Origin of the sequence: Noviherbaspirillum phoenicis (assembly GCF_047237965.1) — a bacterium.
Lineage (GTDB): Bacteria > Pseudomonadota > Gammaproteobacteria > Burkholderiales > Burkholderiaceae_D > Noviherbaspirillum_A.
On the sequence record NZ_JBDFLX010000001.1, the window covers coordinates 4,012,662 to 4,026,784 of the forward strand.

Annotated in this window: 14 protein-coding genes; 8 read left to right on the forward strand and 6 right to left on the reverse strand. The window is 65.9% G+C overall.

All coding sequences use genetic code 11. The annotated features are described in order from the left end of the window. Window positions 1-120: 120 nt before the first annotated feature. Window positions 121-1,377: a serine hydrolase domain-containing protein gene (locus tag ABC383_RS17905; RefSeq protein ID WP_413015616.1), complete on the reverse strand. Its 1,257-nt coding sequence runs from the start codon at window positions 1,375-1,377 to the stop codon at window positions 121-123. Next, window positions 1,374-2,669 (reverse strand): serine hydrolase domain-containing protein, encoded by a 1,296-nt coding sequence (locus tag ABC383_RS17910; protein WP_413015618.1) that lies wholly within the window; start codon window positions 2,667-2,669, stop codon window positions 1,374-1,376. Before ABC383_RS17910 ends, ABC383_RS17905 begins: the two co-directional genes overlap by 4 nt. Before the next feature lie 193 nt (window positions 2,670-2,862). Between ABC383_RS17910 and ABC383_RS17915 the strand changes: the two genes are divergently transcribed. Then, window positions 2,863-4,314: a DEAD/DEAH box helicase gene (locus tag ABC383_RS17915; protein ID WP_413015620.1), complete on the forward strand. Its 1,452-nt coding sequence runs from the start codon at window positions 2,863-2,865 to the stop codon at window positions 4,312-4,314. 57 nt (window positions 4,315-4,371) lie between these two features. On the opposite strand, the gene gluQRS is transcribed toward ABC383_RS17915, so the two are convergent. Both gluQRS and ABC383_RS17925 read right to left on the reverse strand, forming a co-directional pair. Then, window positions 4,372-5,250: a tRNA glutamyl-Q(34) synthetase GluQRS gene (gene gluQRS / locus ABC383_RS17920; RefSeq protein WP_413015622.1), complete on the reverse strand. Its 879-nt coding sequence runs from the start codon at window positions 5,248-5,250 to the stop codon at window positions 4,372-4,374. Continuing rightward, on the reverse strand, window positions 5,247-6,170 hold the full coding sequence (locus ABC383_RS17925; protein WP_413015624.1) for a LysR substrate-binding domain-containing protein: 924 nt from the start codon (window positions 6,168-6,170) through the stop codon (window positions 5,247-5,249). Before ABC383_RS17925 ends, gluQRS begins: the two co-directional genes overlap by 4 nt. A gap of 117 nt (window positions 6,171-6,287) precedes the next feature. Between ABC383_RS17925 and ABC383_RS17930 the strand changes: the two genes are divergently transcribed. The 4 genes from ABC383_RS17930 to ABC383_RS17945 all read left to right on the forward strand — a co-directional run bounded on the left by ABC383_RS17930 (window position 6,288) and on the right by ABC383_RS17945 (window position 9,596). Further along, window positions 6,288-6,986 (forward strand): pirin family protein, encoded by a 699-nt coding sequence (locus ABC383_RS17930; RefSeq protein WP_413015625.1) that lies wholly within the window; start codon window positions 6,288-6,290, stop codon window positions 6,984-6,986. Between the two features lie 103 nt (window positions 6,987-7,089). After that, window positions 7,090-7,569 (forward strand): dihydroneopterin triphosphate diphosphatase, encoded by a 480-nt coding sequence (nudB, locus tag ABC383_RS17935; RefSeq protein WP_413015627.1) that lies wholly within the window; start codon window positions 7,090-7,092, stop codon window positions 7,567-7,569. Between the two features lie 18 nt (window positions 7,570-7,587). Further along, on the forward strand, window positions 7,588-8,382 hold the full coding sequence (locus ABC383_RS17940) for an endonuclease/exonuclease/phosphatase family protein (protein WP_413015629.1): 795 nt from the start codon (window positions 7,588-7,590) through the stop codon (window positions 8,380-8,382). 50 nt (window positions 8,383-8,432) lie between these two features. After that, window positions 8,433-9,596, forward strand: a complete 1,164-nt coding sequence (locus ABC383_RS17945; RefSeq protein ID WP_413015631.1) for a phospholipase D-like domain-containing protein — start codon at window positions 8,433-8,435, stop codon at window positions 9,594-9,596. Between the two features lie 15 nt (window positions 9,597-9,611). Here the strand turns inward: ABC383_RS17945 and ABC383_RS17950 are convergent, their stop codons facing one another. Beyond that, window positions 9,612-10,316 carry an anti-sigma factor gene (locus ABC383_RS17950; RefSeq protein ID WP_413015633.1) on the reverse strand — a complete coding sequence of 235 codons (705 nt, stop codon included), beginning with the start codon at window positions 10,314-10,316 and terminating at the stop codon, window positions 9,612-9,614. Next, the gene (locus ABC383_RS17955) at window positions 10,313-10,891 is read right to left on the reverse strand and encodes a sigma-70 family RNA polymerase sigma factor (protein ID WP_413015635.1); all 579 of its coding nucleotides are present in this window, start codon (window positions 10,889-10,891) and stop codon (window positions 10,313-10,315) included. Before ABC383_RS17955 ends, ABC383_RS17950 begins: the two co-directional genes overlap by 4 nt. A 149-nt stretch (window positions 10,892-11,040) precedes the next feature. Here ABC383_RS17955 and ABC383_RS17960 point away from each other — a divergent pair, with 149 nt between their 5' ends. The 3 genes from ABC383_RS17960 to ABC383_RS17970 all read left to right on the forward strand — a co-directional run bounded on the left by ABC383_RS17960 (window position 11,041) and on the right by ABC383_RS17970 (window position 14,078). Further along, the gene (locus tag ABC383_RS17960) at window positions 11,041-11,415 is read left to right on the forward strand and encodes an RNA-binding S4 domain-containing protein (protein WP_413015637.1); all 375 of its coding nucleotides are present in this window, start codon (window positions 11,041-11,043) and stop codon (window positions 11,413-11,415) included. A gap of 189 nt (window positions 11,416-11,604) precedes the next feature. Then, window positions 11,605-12,210, forward strand: coding sequence for a TetR/AcrR family transcriptional regulator (locus ABC383_RS17965; RefSeq protein ID WP_194714154.1), 606 nt, complete (start codon window positions 11,605-11,607; stop codon window positions 12,208-12,210). 77 nt (window positions 12,211-12,287) lie between these two features. Then, entirely contained in the window at window positions 12,288-14,078 is a 1,791-nt protein-coding gene (locus ABC383_RS17970; protein ID WP_413015639.1) for an acyl-CoA dehydrogenase C-terminal domain-containing protein, read from the forward strand. Window positions 14,079-14,123: the final 45 nt, after the last annotated feature.

Below are 14,123 nucleotides of genomic sequence, written 5' to 3' on the forward strand. Positions count from 1 at the left end.
TAAGGAAAAGTTTTGCGGAAAAAACGAAGGCGGATCAAGAAAGCGCGTATCCGGCCGGCTTTGACGTGCTTCCGGCCAGCTTCCGCGCTCTGAGCAGGCACGGGGTCATCGATGATGTGCCTATTGCTGCGCCGATGCACCGACCACCGCCGCTTCCAGTTCGGCGATGGCGGTGGCGATATCGGCCTGGTCCGGCATGCGGTTGAAGGCCACTGCCCAGGTCCAGCCGTCGTTGCGGGTTTGCAGGAAGGCGTAGGAGCCGGTGGGCAGCGGGCCGCTGCGCTGCAGGATGGTTACGCCGGCTTCGCTGCGCACGTCCCAGCCCGGTGAATAGGGCGAATCGGCCAGGCGCGGGTCGCGGCTGGCCATCAAGGCCAGCGTTTTCTTCTGCAGCAGCGGCCCCACGTTTTCATTGCCGCCCAGGCCGGTTGCGAAGCGCACCAGGTCGGTGGGCGTGGCCAGCCATCCCGCCTGCGCATCGGCGGTGGAAAACACCATGCCGTTATAGGCCGGCGCGCCGCGCCGCTGGCTGCCGTCCTGCGCCAGCACCGGCTTTGTGCCCGGGCGGTCGTAGTAGGTCGCTTCATTGGGCAGGCGGCTGGCCGCGTCGGCGCCGGCGATGCGCATGCCAACGGCGCCGGTGGGCTGCAGCACCAATTGCTGCATGACCTGCGCATAGGGCGTGCCGCTGCGGTATTCGATGATGCGACCCAGGAGGTTGTAGCCGACGCTGCTCGCCTGCGCCTTGCTCGCCGGGTCAGCGCCGAGCTGGCGCTGGCGCAGCATGTAGCCGGCCACGGTGCGGGCGTTGGCCGGCGCGGCGGTGCCCATCGCGCGGGCGATGCCGGCCAGGTCGGCATAGGGGTCGTAGTCGTCGATCTGCCAGCCGGCCGTGTTGAGCAGCAGGTCGCGCAGGCGGATGTCGGTGACGCGGCGGTCGCGGCGCGGCAGCCAGTCGGCGAAGGCGGCATCGGGCAGCAGCCCGGCGCCGCCGAATACCCGGTAATCCAGCGCTTCCGGCAATTCCGCCTCGAACTGCTTCAGGATGGCCGCACCGGTCAGGGCGGTCGATACCGCGCCGATGCGAAACAGGGTATCGACGGACACCGCGGCGCCCGAGGTGGCGTCGGCGCGGCCATAGCCGCTGCGAAAGACCAGCATGCCGTCGTGCGACACCGCGATGCTGCCGCCGGGAATGTCGTTGCGCGTCATGATGCCGCGCATGGCCGCGCCGACCCGGCTGTTGAGCGACTCGTTCAGCGCGCGCTGTTCGGCATTGCCATCGCAGCCGGGCGGCAGGGCGACGCAGCACATCACGGCCAACGCGGCGCCATTCTGGAGGCGCTTCAGGAAGGGAAGGCAGACAAGCGGTTTCATCGCAATGCCATTGCCGCACCGGGCTTGCCGAACCTGGCGATCGCATCGACTGCCTTGCTGACATCGTCCCTGGCCTTGGTGAGGTCGATGGCGATCTTGTCCATGCTCAGGTTGACCGGGTCCGAGATCGGCATCCGGTTCAGCGCCAGCGCCCAGGTCCAGCCGTCGTCTCGCATCTGGACGATGGCGTAGGTGCCGCCGACCAGCGCGCCCGGGCGCTCCAGGATGCGCACGCCATGTTCGTCCAGCACGTTGAACGCCAGGCCGTATTGCGAGTCCGGGAAGCGCGGGCTGCGCTGCGAGAGCAGCTTCATGGTCTGCTGCGACAGCAGCCCCGGCTTGCCATCCTTGCCCCGCAGCGCCAGCGCGAACCGCACCAGGTCAGTCGGCGTTCCCGCCCAGCCGCCATGGGCGTCCATGCTGTTGAAGTCCAGGCCGACATACGAGGCCGGGCCCTTGCGGCCGCTGCCATTCACGCTGCTGGATAGCTCTGCGTTGGGGTAATCGTAATAAACGGTTTCGTGGGGCATGCGGATGGCGCCGCTTGCCGCCGGAATGAACATCGCCTCGGCCCCGGCGCGACGCAGCACGGTGTCCTTCACCGCCTGCACATAGGGCTTGCCGGTCTTGTGCTCGATGATGCGGCCCAGTATGTTGTAGCCGAAGTTGCTGTACATGGCCTGGGTGCCGGGCGCGGCGCCGAGGTCGTGGTGCCTGAGCATGTAGGCGATGATGGTGCGCGGCGACGCCGGGGCGGCAACGCCCATTTCCCGCGCCACGTTGACCAGGTCGAACTGCGGATCGTAGCCGTCGATGCCCCAGCCCGAGGTGTGCTGCAGCAGGTCGCGCAAGGTGATGTCCAGTACCCGCGCATCCTTCGGCTTGGCGTATTCGGGAAAGGCGGCGTCCGGCAACAGGCCCTGCGGCCCGAACACCTTCCGGTCCAGCGCCGCCGGCAGGGACGGCTCGAACAGGCGCAGCACCGTGACCGCGGTGAGCGCCTTGGATACGCTGGCGATGCGAAACCGCGTTTGCGCAGTGACCTTCTCGCCGGCAGCCACATCGCTTAGTCCAAAGCCGCCCTGATAGACTATCTTGCCCTGATAAGCCACGGCCACGCTGGCGCCGGGAATGCCGTATTGCTTCATCAGGCCCTTGATTGCCGGCTCGACCTGGCGTTTCACAGTCTGCGCGGATGGCACGGCTGGCGCCGCATGGGCCGGCAGGGAAATTATTGCGGTCAGCAGCGCTGCGCCGGCAATGAAGGATAGACGCTTGCAGCCTGTATGCATGAGGCACCTCTGAGGGGATTGGATGGGGAAGGCGGCGCACGGCGGGCGGCAATGGCAGGCAACGCCAGCACTGGCACCATCAGGCTCAGTGGCGCGCCCGGCTTAAGCGTTCATCAAATCGCGGTATAATCCGATGTTCCCTACTTTTCCCATCTTTTGGTGCAGTTCGCTTGCTCCGGAACCCACCCATACCATGTCCGACATTCAGTCTGCAGCCGCGCAAACCCCCGCGGCACCCATCCGCTTTGAAGATTTCGGCCTGTCGCCAGACATACTGAAGGCGCTCGCCGAGCAGGGCTATGCGCATCCGACGCCTATCCAGGCGGCCGCAATTCCGGTCGTGCTGCAAGGGCGCGACGTGATGGGCGCTGCCCAGACCGGCACCGGCAAGACCGCCGGCTTTTCCCTGCCCATCATCCAGCTGCTGCTGGCGCATGCCAGCAGCAGCGCCTCGCCGGCGCGCCATCCGGTGCGGGCGCTGGTGCTCACGCCCACGCGCGAACTGGCCGACCAGGTGGCGGAAAACGTCAAGGCCTACTGCCGCTTCACGCCGCTGCGCTCGACCGTCGTGTTCGGCGGCGTCGACATGGCGCCGCAGACGGCCGCCCTGCGCGCCGGCGTCGAGATCGTGATCGCCACGCCGGGCCGCCTGCTCGACCATGTGCAGCAGAAGACCATCAGCCTGTCGCAGACCCAGATCCTGGTGATGGACGAGGCCGACCGCATGCTGGACATGGGTTTCCTGCCGGACCTGCAGCGCATCATCAACCTGCTGCCCAAGGCGCGCCAGAACCTGATGTTCTCGGCCACCTTCTCGCCGGAAATCAAGAAACTGGCGTCGAGCTTCCTGAACGACCCGGTCACCATCGAGGTGGCGCGCAGCAATGCCACCGCCGAGCGCGTCACCCAGACCGTCTACAAGGTGGCCGAGGACGACAAGCGCGATGCCGTGCTGCACTTGATCCGCGGCCGCGACCTGAAGCAGATCCTGGTGTTTTCCAACACCAAGATCGGCGCCTCGCGCCTGGCCCGCCACCTGGAGCAGGAAGGCGTGAAGGCGTCCGCCATCCACGGCGACAAGACCCAGAACGAGCGCATGGCCGCGCTGGAAGCGTTCAAGAACGGCGGCGTCGACGTGCTGGTGGCAACCGACGTGGCCGCGCGCGGGCTGGACATTTCCGACCTGCCGTGCGTGATCAACTACGACCTGCCCTATAACGCCGAGGATTACGTGCACCGTATCGGCCGCACCGGCCGCGCCGGCGCCTCGGGCGATGCGATCTCGCTGTACTCCGACAAGGACGCGCGGCTGCTGCAGGATATCGAGAAGCTGATCCGCGCCAAGCTGGCGCCCGCCGCGCTGGACGGCTTCACGCCGCGTGCGCATCACGGCGAGCGCTCTGGCGAGCGTGCCGAGCGCAGGCCGCGCCGCGACGAGGGCGCACGCGAGCAGGGCGGACGCGAAGTGCGTTCCGCCGCGCCCCGCAGCAGCGGCTATGCGCCGCGCCGCGAGAAGGTCGATCCGTGGTTCCTGAAGCCTTACGAGCCCAGCCCGTCGACGCCGCAGCCGGCCAACGAGCCGCAGGACGCGGCGGCCAAGCCGCAGAAGCGCGCAGCCCTGCTGGGCGGCCTGCCCAAGCGCTGAGGCCGGAGCCTGTGATGGGCCTTGTGCCCGTGACAGGCCAGTCAGGCTGAAAGCGCTCTAATTCCCCGCCAGCACGCCATGGCGGTCGCGCCATAGCGCCACCGCCGCCTCCCAGAATTCCGCCACGGTTTCCCTGCGTGGCAACCCCAGTCCCAGAAAACCGGCCGCCTGCATCAGGCCCTCCAGCGGGCGGCTGTCGTCCAGCGCCGCCGCGCCGGTCTGCTTGGAGAGCTTCTCGCCGCGCTCGTTCTGCAGCACCGGCACATGCATGTAACGCGGCGTCGGATATCCCAGCAGCCGCTGCAGGTAAATCTGGCGGGCGCTGGAATCGAGCAGGTCGGCGCCGCGCACCACGTCCGTGATGCCGCATTCGGCATCGTCCACCACCACCGCCAGCTGATAGGCCCAGTAGCCGTCGGCGCGTTTGAGCACGAAGTCGCCGACTTCGGTGGCCAGGCGCTGGCTGACTGGCCCGATCCAGCGGTCGTTGAAATGGATCACCTGGTCCGGCACCTGCAGCCGCCAGGCGCGCGGAGTGCGGCCGGGCGCCAGGCCATGGCGACAGGTGCCCGGATAGACCGCGGCGCCGTCGGAGGCCACGCCCAGGCGCGAATCGGCGATCTCGCGCCGGCTGCAGCCGCAGGGATAGACCGCATCGCCCAGGCGCTCGAACGCAGCCTGGTACAGCGCCTTGCGCCGGCTCTGCCACAGCGGCTTGCCGTCCCACTGCATGCCATGCGCCTGCAGGCATTGCATGATGGCCTGCGCCGCCTTGGGCAGGGCGCGCGCCTCGTCGATGTCTTCGATGCGCAGCAGCCAGGCGCCGCCATGGGCGCGGGCATCCAGGAAGCTGGCCATGGCCGCCACCAGCGAGCCGGCATGCAGCGGGCCGGTGGGCGAGGGCGCGAAGCGGCCGCGATAAGAGCTTGCATTCATGATGCGGTTTCCAGCAGGCGATGTTTGGTGTCGGGTTCGGACAGCTTGGCGAGGAACCATTTCAGGGCCTTGCCGCGGGCGCCGCTGCGCCAGGCCAGGTGGGCGGCGCCGGCCGGCTTGGACTCGACCGTGCGCTTTTCCACCAGCGCGCCGCTGGCAAGGTAGGGCGCGGCCAGCATGCGCGGCAGGTGGCCGCAGCCGAGGCCGGCCAGTTGCGCGGCCAGCTTGGCGTCGAGCGAGGGCACGGTCAGGGTGTCCTGCCCGGTCAGCAGGCCGGCGGTGATGCCGGGCAGCATGCGCCCGGTATCGCCGGCGGCCACGGCCCGGTGCCGCTGTATCCGTTCGGCCGGCAGCGGCTCGGGCTCGCCGGCCAGCGGGTGGGTCGGCGCCACCGCGAACACCCAGTCGATGCCGCCCAGAAGGCGGGTACGGAAGTCGCTGCTCATGCGCATGGTTTCCGGACCGTCATAGGCGGCGCCGATGGCCAGATCAGCCCGGTCGGTCAGCAGCGCTTCCCAGACGCCCGACAGCACTTCCGAGGACAGCCGCAGCCGGGTGCCCGGCTGCTCGCGGCCGAAATCCTCCAGCAGCGGCAGCAGGCGCTGGAACGGGATCACGCTGTCGACCACAATGCGCAATTCCGCTTCCCAGCCCGCGGCCGTGCGCTTGACCCGCTGTTCCAGCGCCTCGGCCGCCTGCAGCAAGTGCCGGCCCTGCGCCAGCAGTTCCTCGCCGGCCGAGGTCAGCTGGGCGCGGTGGCCGCGCCGGTCGAACAGCAGCACGTCGAGGTCGTCCTCCAGCTTGCGCACCGTATAGGTCAGTGCCGACGGCACCCGGTCGAGCGCGGCGGCGGCGGCGGCAAAGCTGCCGCGGCGGTCGATCTCGTCCAGGATGCGCAGCGATTCCAGGGTCAGGTTCATCAGGAAAAGAGGTTCAGAAAATTTGAACGAAAGGTACAGCATTATGCCCTTATTCGTTCGTCTTCAAAGGGATATAGTGCTTCACATCCAATCAACATCAACACAAGGAGCGACCAGATGAACCAAGTACGCCAAGCCAACGAACGCGGTCATGCCAACCATGGATGGCTGGACTCCTGGCACAGCTTTTCGTTCGCCGATTACCACGATCCGCAGCACATGGGCTTCGGCGCGCTGCGCGTGATCAACGAGGACCGCGTGGCGCCCGGCAGCGGCTTCGGCACCCACGGCCACCGCGACATGGAGATCATCACCTATGTGCTGGAAGGCGAACTCGGCCACAAGGACAGCATCGGCAACGGCAGCGTGATCCGCCCGGGCGATGTGCAGCGCATGAGCGCCGGCAGCGGCATCCGCCACTCCGAGTTCAACCATGCCAGCCAGGCGCAGACCCATTTCCTGCAGATCTGGATCGAGCCGAACGTGCGCGGCATCGCTCCCGGCTACGAGGAAAAGCGCTTCGACGCCGCCGACAAGCGCGGTCGCCTGCGCCTGGTGGCCAGTCCCGACGGCGCCGACGGCTCCGTCACCATCCACCAGGATGCGCGTCTGTTTGTCGGCCTGTTCAACGGCGACGAGTCGGCCGAACTGAAGCTGGCGCCGGGGCGACGCGCCTATGTGCACGTGGCGCGCGGCAGCGTCACGGCCAACGGCGTAGCGCTGCAGACAGGCGATGCGCTGAAGGTGTCGGATGAAGCGCTGCTGACGCTGGCCGACGGCGCCGATGCCGAGGTGCTGGTGTTCGACCTGGCCTGACCCGGGCCAATAGCGGGCGCGTTCGCTGTCGGGGACGCGCCCGCGCCGCATCCTCAAACTTGCCAGGCCGGCTATACTTCTCCCTCCGTCCCATGCCGCCGCCATGCAACACAAGCCTTACAAGATTCCCGAATCGGTCCTGGTCGTGATCCATACCGCCGCGCTCGACGTGCTGCTGATCGAGCGCACGCCCAATCCCGGTTTCTGGCAGTCGGTGACGGGCAGCAAGGACACGGTCGATGAGCCGCTGACACTGACCGCCGCGCGCGAGGTGATGGAGGAAACGGGCATCGTCGTTGCGCAGAATCATCTGCATGATTGGCAACTTTCGAATGTCTATGACATCTATCCCGTATGGCAGCACCGCTATGCGCCGGACGTGACGCGCAATACCGAGCATGTATTCAGCCTTCAGGTGGCGCGCGACATCCCGGTGACGCTGGCGCCGCGCGAGCACCGCGACTACGTCTGGCTGCCGTACCGGGAGGCGGCGGACAAGTGTTTTTCGCCGTCCAACGCGGAAGCGATATTGCAACTGCCGCAACGCATCGCCATGTTCACGATGGAGAGCAGACCGCATTAACGAAAACAGGATCACCTCATGAAGCTGCGCATAGCCACTTACAACATCCACAAGGGCGTGTCGACGATAGGAAGCCGGCCCCGTGTCCATGCGCTCAAGCAAGCCCTGTCGGCACTGGAAGCCGACGTGATATTCCTGCAGGAAGTGCAGGGCAGGCATGACCTGCTGGCCTTGAAGCATGCGGCCAACTGGCCCAGCCAGAGCCAGCACGAGTTCTTCGCCGGCGAGGACAAGCATTGCGCCTACGGTGTCAACGCGGTCTATGACCACGGCCATCACGGCAACGCGCTGGTCAGCAGCTTTCCGATCGCATCCTCGCGCAACCAGGATGTGTCCGACCATGCCTATGAATCGCGCGGCATCCTGCATTGCGTGATCCAGTGCAACGATGTCAGCGTGCATTGCTACGTGGTGCACCTGGGCCTGTTCGCCGGCAGCCGCAAGCGCCAGACCGACGCGCTGATCGACGCCGTGTCGTCGTCCGCGCCGCCGGGGGCGCCGGTGATCATCGCCGGCGACTTCAACGACTGGAACAACAAGTTGAGCGACACCCTGCGCGCCGGCCTCGGCGTGACCGAAGTGTTCGACGAGAACCTGTCGCGGCGCGGCTTCGGCACCTATCTGCGCCTGCTGGCCGGCCGCGGCCCCAAGATCCAGCCGGCCCGCACTTTCCCGGCGGCGATGCCGCTGCTGCAGCTCGACCGCGTCTATGTGCGCGGCTTCAAGGTGGCGTCGGCCAAGGTGATGCACGGCATCCTGTGGAGCCGCCTGTCCGACCATGCGCCCATCGTCGCGGAGCTTGAGCTGGCATAAGGCAGGGAATGGCGTTAGCGGTGAACGTGACTTATTTCAGGCGGTAATCCATGCGACCGGTTTCCTACACCGCCAACAACAGGCTGACCCTGCTGCACTGCGGCGCGGAGTTCTTTCCGGAACTGGAAGCGGCATGCGACGGCGCGGCTTCCGAGATCTACCTGGAAACCTACATCTTCGCGGACGACCCCACCGCGCACCGCATCGAGGAAGCGCTGATCCGGGCCGCGAAGCGCCATGTACGGGTGCACGTGATCACCGACTGGACCGGCACCGGCAACACCCACACCAGGAAGCTCAAGGAAAGGCTGCAGGCCGGCGGCGTGCAGCATCGCAGTTTCAACCCCTTCTTCCGGCGCGGCGTGGCGCGCACCCATCGCAAGATCTGTGTGATCGACCGCAAGGTCGCCTTCCTTGGCGGCCTGAACATCAATGACGACCTGATCTCGGACGATGACTCGGCCATGCCGCTGCCGGCGCCGCGCTGGGACTTCGGCGTGCGCATCACCGGGCCGCTGGTGGCCGCCATCCATGAAGAGGTCACGACCCAGTGGGCCAGGCTGGGCAAGCTGGACCTGAAGCAGCGCATCGAGCGCATCCGCAAGCTGCGCACCACCCATGTCGAGAACGTCAATGCGCCGGCCTTCGCGGCGCTGGTGGTGCGCGACAACCTGCGCAACCGCCGCACCATCCAGCGCGCCTACATGCATGCGCTCGGCCACGCGCGGGAAAGCGCCTGGCTGGCCAATCCGTATTTCGCGCCGGGACGCAAGATGCGCGACGCGCTGTGCCGCGCCGCCGAGCGGGGCGTGGATGTGACGCTGCTGCTGGGCGTGGGGCAGTTCAGGATGCAGGACGCGGTGGCGCGCTCCTACTATCCCAAGCTGCTGGAACATGGCGTGAAAATCTTCGAGTACCAGAAGACCCAGCTGCACGGCAAGGTGGCCGTGGTCGACGATGAATGGGCCACCGTGGGTTCGAGCAACTACGACGGCTTTTCGCTGTTCGTGAACCAGGAAGCCAACATCGTGGTCAAGGATGCAGAGTTCGCGCATGCGCTGCGCGACCATATCCGCCACGGCGTCCGGGACGCGGTGCCGGTCCATGCCGAGGAATTCCGCAACACGCCGTGGCACCGGCGGGCCTGGTACGGCACCGCCTTCCTGATCTACCGCGGCCTGATGCGGCTCATCACCATGGGGCGCTATACCTGACGGGCTGGCGCCGTTTCAGATGCGCAGCCAGGCGCCCTTGAACACGATGGGCCCGGTCGGGCCGTCGGCCTTGGGCGAGCCGCCCTTGGGTTCCACCGTCACCGCCAGCAGCGCCACCGTGTCGGGCGTGGCATTCTCCGGCAACGGCAGGGTGATGCTGCCATCGGCGGCCAAGAGGCCCAGCGAGCGCGGATTGCCCTGTTTCGGCACGGCCCACAGTTCCAGGCTGCGGTCGGCCGCCACCGTCTGCGGCGCCACCAGCTTCACCGTCAGCTGATGGCGGCGGGCGTCGCCCGTGACCACCGCCACCGGCTGCGACTTGTCGTCGGCCAGCATGGCAACGAAGGACGGCGGCGCCTGAACGCCCGCCTGCTGCGTCAGCAGCACGGCCGCCAGCACCATGGCCAGCGCGCTGGACGTCAAACCAAGGCCGCGCCAGAAGGAGAGGCTCTCGCGCAGCCGCGACATCCACCCGGAAGGCTGCGGCGCGATGCCGGTGGCGCGCGCGATGTTGTCCCATACCTGCGGCCGCGGCGCCTCTGCCGGCGCGAACTGCGCCAGCGGGCACAGCCTGTCCTGCCATTGCTCCACCACGCGCCGCATGGCCGCATGGCGCGCCAGCAGGGTGTCGAAGCGCCTGCGCGCGCCGTTGCGCAGCGTGCCCAGCACATACTCGGCGGCCAGCCGGTCCAGCAGTTCCGGATTGCGTTCGATATTCATGCGCCCTCCAGCCGGGTCAGGCAGGTGCGCAGCCGCTCCAGCCCGCGCCGCACCCAGGTCTTGACCGTGCCCAGCGGCAGCTTCATCTGCTGCGCCACTTCGCTGTGCGACAGGTCGTGGTAGAAGGCCAGCGCGATGGCTTGCCGGTGCAGGCCTTCCAGCCGGGAAAAGCAATGCGCCAGCGCCCTGGCCTCGGCATCCATGCTGAGCACGTCAATGGGGCTGGGGTCGCTGCTTTCGAGGGCTTCCATCACATCCTTGTCAAAGGTGTCGGCATCGATCTCCACTGTCGCATCCATGCGGCGGAGCAGGTCGTAGGCGCGGTTGCGCACGATGGTGGTCATCCATGTCATCGGCGCTGCCAGGCCGGCCTGGTAGCTGCCGGCATTGTTCCAGACGCTGACGAAACTCTCCTGCAACACGTCTTCCGCCAGTTCCTTCCTGTTCAATATACGCAGCGCGAAGCCAAACAGTTTCGGCGATGTGGCGTCATAGAGCGCGCGGAAGGCGGCCGCATCCCGGCGGGCCACGGCGGCCAGCAGGCTCCTCAGTTGTTGCGGATCGGTATCGGACAAGGCCTGTGCCTCCTGGATCGGTGGAAGAGTTGCATGGATGCATCAGACAGCGATTGTACGCATAAACCGATGAGCGATATTCGTACAAATTATTGAAAATCGCGTAAAAACCGCGATATACAAGGGGGATTAGCTTATGGACCAGAGAAATGACGAATGAAAGTGTACGAATAGACAAGTGGCTGTGGGCGGCCCGTTTCTTCAAGACCCGCAGCATGGCGACCGATGCCGTCGACAGCGGCAAGATCAAGCTCAACGGCGACCGTGTCAAGCCGGCGCGTGGCGTCAAGCCAGGCGACCGGGTGGAAGTCGATAACGGTTCGACCGAATGGGAAGTGGTGGTGAAGGAATTGTCGGACGTGCGGCGTGCCGCCAACTTTGCGCAGGCGCTGTATGAGGAAACCGAAGGCAGCGTCGAACGGCGCGCCAAGGCTGCCGAAGACCGGCGCTATTTCCGTGAGCCGGGCGCCGACATCAAGGGCCGCCCGACCAAGCGCGACCGCCGCCTGATCAGCCGTTTCTGACCCGCACAACGGTCCCATGCTGCATTGCCGCATAGAACCAAATCTCTAGAACAGCCACTCTAGGTTGCAGTTTGACATTTAGAAGTGGCTGCATAATAGTACGAACGTTCGCATTCAGTTCGTTTCTGTTCCCATCGTTTTTTACAGGACTCACTGAGTTCCATCATGACTGACACGACACCGAAATTCATGCGCAAGGGCGAACTGACCCGCGCAGCGATCCTTGACGTAGCGCTTGGCCTGGCAAGCCGCGACGGCCTCGAAGGCCTGACCATCGGCCTGCTTGCCGACAAGATGAACATGAGCAAATCAGGCGTATTTGCCCATTTCGGATCGCGCGAAGACCTGCAGATCGAAGTACTGAAGCTGTATCACCACCACTTCGAGCAGGAGGTGTTCTATCCCAGCATGCAGGAACCGCGCGGCCTGCCGCGCCTGCAAAGCATGTTCTCGCGCTGGGTCAAGCGGGTGACGATGGAAATCGCTTCCGGCTGCATCTACATCAGCGGCGCGGCCGAGTATGACGACCGGCCGGGCGCGATCCGCGAGGAGCTGGTCGGCATGGTCAGGGCATGGCAGGACGCGCTGCGCCGCTGCGTGGAGCAGGCGGTCGAGTGCGGCCACCTGCGCCCCGATACCGACCCGCAGCAGATGGTGTATGAAATGTATGGGCTGGTGCTGGCGCTGCACCACGATGCACGCTTCATCAAGCGCCCCGGCAGCGTTGGCCGCGCGCAGGTCGGTTTCGACCGCCTGCTCGAAAGCTACCGCGCCGTGGAAGTGGCAAGCCGCTGATGCGACACAGGAACTGAATCGCTGTCGACAAGACAGTCCGACTGATCAATCTAGCCATCGCTCTTCTGGAGAAAAACATGGGTCAATACGTCGCCCCGATACGTGACATGCAGTTCGTTCTGCACGAGTTGCTGCAAGTCGAAAATGAATTGAAGCAGCTTCCGCCGCATGCGGAAGTCGATGCCGACATCATCAACCAGGTGCTGGAGGAGGGCGGCAGGTTCACGTCCGAGGTGGTGTTCCCGCTCAATCACAGCGGCGACCGCGAAGGCTGCAGGCTGAATCAGGAAACCCATGAAGTGACGACGCCCAAGGGCTTCAAGGAAGCCTACCGGCAGTACATCGACGCCGGCTGGCCGTCCCTGTCGGCCGACCCGGAATTCGGCGGCCAGGGCCTGCCGGTGGTGCTGAACAATGCATTCTATGAAATGCTCAATTCGTCCAACCAGGCCTGGACCATGTATCCCGGCCTGTCGCATGGCGCCTACGAGTGCCTGCATGCGCACGGCACGCCGGAGCAGAAAGCGCTGTACCTGTCCAAGCTGGTATCGGGCGAATGGACCGGCACCATGTGCCTGACCGAGCCGCACTGCGGCACCGACCTCGGCATGCTGCGCTCCAAGGCCGAGCCGCAGGCCGATGGTTCCTACCGCATCACCGGCGGCAAGATCTTCATTTCCGCCGGCGAGCACGACATGGTGGAAAACATCGTTCACCTGGTGCTGGCCCGCCTGCCGGACGCGCCGGCCGGCACCAAGGGCATCTCGCTGTTCCTGGTGCCCAAGTTCATTCCCAACCCGGACGGCTCGCTGGGCGACCGCAACCGCATCTTCTGCGGCGCGATCGAAGAGAAGATGGGCATCCACGGCAATTCCACCTGCCAGATGAACATGGACGGCGCCACCGGCTGGCTGATCGGCCAGCCCAACAAGGGCCTGAATGCGATGTTCGTGATGATGAACGCGGCCCGCCTGGGCGTGGGCATGCAGTCGCTGGGCCTGACCGAAGTCGCCTTCCAGAACGCGCTGATCTATGCGAAGGACCGCCTGCAGATGCGCAGCCTGTCGGGCGTGAAGGCGCCGGAAAAACCAGCCGACCCGATCATCGTGCATCCGGACGTGCGCCGCATGCTGCTCACCGCCAAGGCCTATGCCGAAGGCGGCCGCGCATTCAGCTACTACACCGCCCTGCTGATCGACCGCGAACTGAACCACCCGGACGAGGAAGTGCGCAAGGACGCGGCCGACCAGGTCGCGCTGCTCACGCCCATCATCAAGGCCTTCCTGACCGACAACGGCTGGATCGCCACCTCCGAGGCGATGCAGGTATATGGCGGCCACGGCTTCATTTCCGAATGGGGCATGGAGCAGTATGTGCGCGACTCGCGCATCAACATGATCTACGAAGGCACCAACACCATCCAGTCGCTGGACCTGCTGGGACGCAAGGTGCTGATGGACAACGGCGCCAAGCTGCGCAAGTTCGGCGCCCAGGTGCAGGCTTTCGTCGAGGAAAATGGCACCGATGAAGCCATGTCCGAGTTCATCACGCCGCTGGCAGATCTTGGCGACAAGGTCACCAAGCTGACGATGGAAATCGGCATGAAGGCCTTCCAGAACCAGGACGAGGTCGGCGCCGCCGCCGTGCCTTACCTGCGCGTGGTCGGCCACATGGTGTTTGCCTACTTCTTTGCCCGCATGGCCAAGATCGCGCTGGAAAAGCAGGACTCCGGCGACAGCTTCTACCAGTCCAAGCTGGGCACCGCGCGTTTCTACTTCGCGCGCCTGCTGCCCGAAACCGCGATGCTGATCCGCCAGGCCCGTTCGGGCTCGGCCAGCCTGATGGCGCTGGACGCCGACCTGATCTAAACCACGGAAAACCGCCGCAGCATCCCGCCGACCCGCTCGCTTGCA

Coding starts and splice junctions, on each gene's coding strand:
- ABC383_RS17905 (WP_413015616.1), bottom strand. CDS start 1,377: ATGAAACCGCTTGTCTGCCTTCCCTTCCTGAAGCGCCTCCAGAATGGC.
- ABC383_RS17910 (WP_413015618.1), bottom strand. CDS start 2,669: ATGCATACAGGCTGCAAGCGTCTATCCTTCATTGCCGGCGCAGCGCTG.
- ABC383_RS17915 (WP_413015620.1), top strand. CDS start 2,863: ATGTCCGACATTCAGTCTGCAGCCGCGCAAACCCCCGCGGCACCCATC.
- gluQRS (WP_413015622.1), bottom strand. CDS start 5,250: ATGAATGCAAGCTCTTATCGCGGCCGCTTCGCGCCCTCGCCCACCGGC.
- ABC383_RS17925 (WP_413015624.1), bottom strand. CDS start 6,170: ATGAACCTGACCCTGGAATCGCTGCGCATCCTGGACGAGATCGACCGC.
- ABC383_RS17930 (WP_413015625.1), top strand. CDS start 6,288: ATGAACCAAGTACGCCAAGCCAACGAACGCGGTCATGCCAACCATGGA.
- nudB (WP_413015627.1), top strand. CDS start 7,090: ATGCAACACAAGCCTTACAAGATTCCCGAATCGGTCCTGGTCGTGATC.
- ABC383_RS17940 (WP_413015629.1), top strand. CDS start 7,588: ATGAAGCTGCGCATAGCCACTTACAACATCCACAAGGGCGTGTCGACG.
- ABC383_RS17945 (WP_413015631.1), top strand. CDS start 8,433: ATGCGACCGGTTTCCTACACCGCCAACAACAGGCTGACCCTGCTGCAC.
- ABC383_RS17950 (WP_413015633.1), bottom strand. CDS start 10,316: ATGAATATCGAACGCAATCCGGAACTGCTGGACCGGCTGGCCGCCGAG.
- ABC383_RS17960 (WP_413015637.1), top strand. CDS start 11,041: ATGACGAATGAAAGTGTACGAATAGACAAGTGGCTGTGGGCGGCCCGT.
- ABC383_RS17965 (WP_194714154.1), top strand. CDS start 11,605: ATGCGCAAGGGCGAACTGACCCGCGCAGCGATCCTTGACGTAGCGCTT.
- ABC383_RS17970 (WP_413015639.1), top strand. CDS start 12,288: ATGGGTCAATACGTCGCCCCGATACGTGACATGCAGTTCGTTCTGCAC.